Raw genomic sequence first — 2,936 nt, forward strand, 5'->3', positions numbered from 1 at the left:
TGATCATCCCGGCTTGTCGGAGCTCGGCCTCTAATACCTGGGCTGATCGTATCGCTTCGATTGGAAGTACGCGGGGAAACGAAGGCAACGGTGAGGCAGTCGTCTGCGACGACGGCCTCCCGAAGTTTGGTATGACGGAGCATCCATAGACCCCACTCGCTCTCTCACTCGAATCCAAGGGTGGACCCAAAAGGGCCAACGGGGCTTTTCGCACGTCTCCACAACAGCCGCTCAATGTCGCGCGTAGCTTTTGCAGACATCGCAAAACAGCAGGATAACGAAATAACGCCGCACAGCGACATTATGGTTGGTGCGCCCAAACTCGTGCAATACGGGTCGCGCCTTGCTTGCGCGGCGCGCTCCACTTCCGAGTCGGTAGAGTTGGTGCCGATCGACTCAATTATGTCAAACGAAAATATTGAATCACCGCTCGACCACTTCCTTGGCTGGTACTCCTCACTGCCGACGGAACAGCAAGAAGTCATCGCCTTGAGTGCGCATTTCATTCCAGGTTTCAACATTGACGTCGCAGAAGCGATCGAAAAGAACAACGCAGCAGTTCTCTTTGCTGATCGTGTTGTGTCATATAGAGACCGTTCATCGAGCGAACGCTGTGCGGCAACGGTCCTTCACATGTGCCTCGAACATATCGCGTTTGCTAACCAAGGTGCCGGCAATTGGCGTGAGCGACAGGCAGCCCTTCGCGAGTATGCCGACGACTTTGGATATCCGGCGCTTCACGATGCAGCAAACGCTGCACAATTTAAGCACGCGCAGTGGGTGCAAACTCGCAAGAAGTGGAATCAGCTGAAAGCTGGTTCGTTTTCCATTGATGCCATCTCCAACTTTCGGGTCTTCGGTCCAAGTGGAGCAGCATCCTGAAATGCCGGACACGGTCACCCACCTACGATAACGGGCAGGCATACGACTGTGGTTTTGACCAACACTGTTGTAAGACTCGGGCAACACATCGCCCGGCGTTTCGCCGCCGAGCAAACGAACGGTCGAAGGTGCGCGCGACCGCACGACACAGAGCGGGAGGTCGATGGCAAGCAGAAAAGGCCGACACGATGGTCGCTCGAACGAAGATCATTAGGAAAGTCTACGAACCAAAATAATTTCCCTCAGCGCGAGCGTACTAACGGCCCGGTTCAGCGTATCCGCAACCCATCGACGACCTCCCTCATGATCGGCTTGGATGCGTGCCTTGATTCGATGGATGAAGGATGGATGCAATTTCAATAGCGTCCAAGACTGGTTTGCGATAGATTCGATAGGGATAGCCAATAGGTGAGGGAATTCCCGTGCTGCTACGTCATATCCGTTACTTCCTTGCAGTAGCAGAACAGAAGAACTTCACGCGCGCTGCCGAGGCGCTTCATGTATCGCAGCCCACCTTGTCGCAGCAGATCCGGCAGCTCGAGGACACCCTGGGAACACTGCTGTTCGACCGTTCCGGCAGAACTGTGCACCTGACCGACGCGGGCGAAGCGTGGATGCGTTATGCCAAGCTCGCGCTACAGGACCTTGACGCAGGGGTGAGGGCGATACACGACGTGGCGGAATTGAGTCGGGGCAGCCTGCGTTTCGCAGTAACGCCGACCTTTACGGCTTCCTTGGTCGGGCCGGTCGTCGATGGCTTCCACCAGCTGCATCCTGGCATCAGGATCGATATCCGCGAACTCACACAGGATCAGATGGAGGCGCAGCTTGCAGACGACAGGCTTGATATCGGTGTCGCATTCCATCCGGCCTTTTCAGTCGACATCGAAAGCCAACCCCTCTTCGCGGAAACGCTGAGCCTGGTGGTAGGCCGCAACCACCCGCGTGCCGCACGCCGCAAGGCACTCGCGGGGCCTGACTTTGGCAAGGAGCCGCTGGTCTTGCTGAACGACACATTCGCGACGCGCCGGTTCATCGATGAGCATTTTGCGCGTCACGCTATTCGACCGCTTGTCGCAATCGAAGTGGATACGGTCGGTGCAATCGTCGAGATCGTGCGTCGCGGGCAGCTGGCGACGGTTCTCCCTGATCACATCGCACGCGTGCAAGAGGGCCTACATCCCGTGCCGATCGATCCCCCTCTGCCAACGCGTACGGCTGCCGTCTTAGAGCGCAAGGGTGCGTATCGCACTGCGGCAAGCAGGGCGTTCTTACAACTCCTGACTGAGCAGTTTGGAAAGCCGACGTGACCACCACCGACATCGCCGTCGTTGCGTAGTTGAGTAACTTGCTTTGAAGCTGATGCCGCGCGAGGGGATTGGCCCGCAACAGCGCGTTTTGCCGAGATCATCGACAGGAAGCCCGCTTTTGCTGACCATTGGATGCTGCAACTGACGATCCGCCGGACATAAACACATCGAGGCGACTCGCACTTTGTGAGGCGGCGTACGACTCGCTTCGTCGCAGCCGCTTGGTCTGGCATCACGAGCCGTGGAAAACCGTATCGTTCAGGCGTTGCAGCGTACCGTCCTGCTCGGCCTGGATCAGCTCGTTGATCACGTCGCGGCGGGTCAGTGCGCGCTGGGCTTCCGGCGCCGCGTTCCGCTGGATCAACGGTGCAGCGGAGTGGTAACCCGGTGCAGCCGCTTCTGCGGAAGAGGCAGCAAACGCGGTCGTGGTGGAAGCAGCCAGCGTGAGTGCCGACAGGACGTAAGAAATGTGACGGATGCTCTTGTTCATGATGTTTCCCTTTCCTTGTTTCGATATAAATTAGGTAGTACTAACTGTAATGATGTTGCGGTTCATAATTTCTGCTAGCCGAATCACCGGACGAGATTCGCGCACCGCCCGACAAAATTAGCAGTACCAGTGAACTTCAATACACGCCCAACAATCCGTCGTTCTTCGCAACCAGATCGTTGGGCGCTGATCGCTCACCGCGGCTGTAGCGATCCGGGCTTCAAAGCCCCAACTCGCTCAGCCCCGGATGATCG

At 57.2% G+C, this 2,936-nt stretch carries 3 protein-coding genes; 2 read left to right on the forward strand and 1 reads right to left on the reverse strand.

All coding sequences use genetic code 11. From position 1 onward, the window contains the following. Positions 1-234 precede the first annotated feature (234 nt). Together SB771_RS33315 and cynR are read left to right on the forward strand one after the other, a co-directional pair. Positions 235-882 carry a hypothetical protein gene (locus SB771_RS33315; RefSeq protein WP_175662401.1) on the forward strand — a complete coding sequence of 216 codons (648 nt, stop codon included), beginning with the start codon at positions 235-237 and terminating at the stop codon, positions 880-882. A 422-nt stretch (positions 883-1,304) separates the two neighbouring features. Then, positions 1,305-2,192 (forward strand): transcriptional regulator CynR, encoded by an 888-nt coding sequence (cynR, locus tag SB771_RS33320; RefSeq protein ID WP_012372076.1) that lies wholly within the window; start codon positions 1,305-1,307, stop codon positions 2,190-2,192. Between the two features lie 232 nt (positions 2,193-2,424). Here the strand turns inward: cynR and SB771_RS33325 are convergent, their stop codons facing one another. Then, positions 2,425-2,682 (reverse strand): DUF4148 domain-containing protein, encoded by a 258-nt coding sequence (locus tag SB771_RS33325; protein ID WP_011660836.1) that lies wholly within the window; start codon positions 2,680-2,682, stop codon positions 2,425-2,427. Positions 2,683-2,936: the final 254 nt, after the last annotated feature.

The organism is Burkholderia sp. SIMBA_051 (assembly GCF_046534915.1).
GTDB lineage: Bacteria > Pseudomonadota > Gammaproteobacteria > Burkholderiales > Burkholderiaceae > Burkholderia > Burkholderia ambifaria.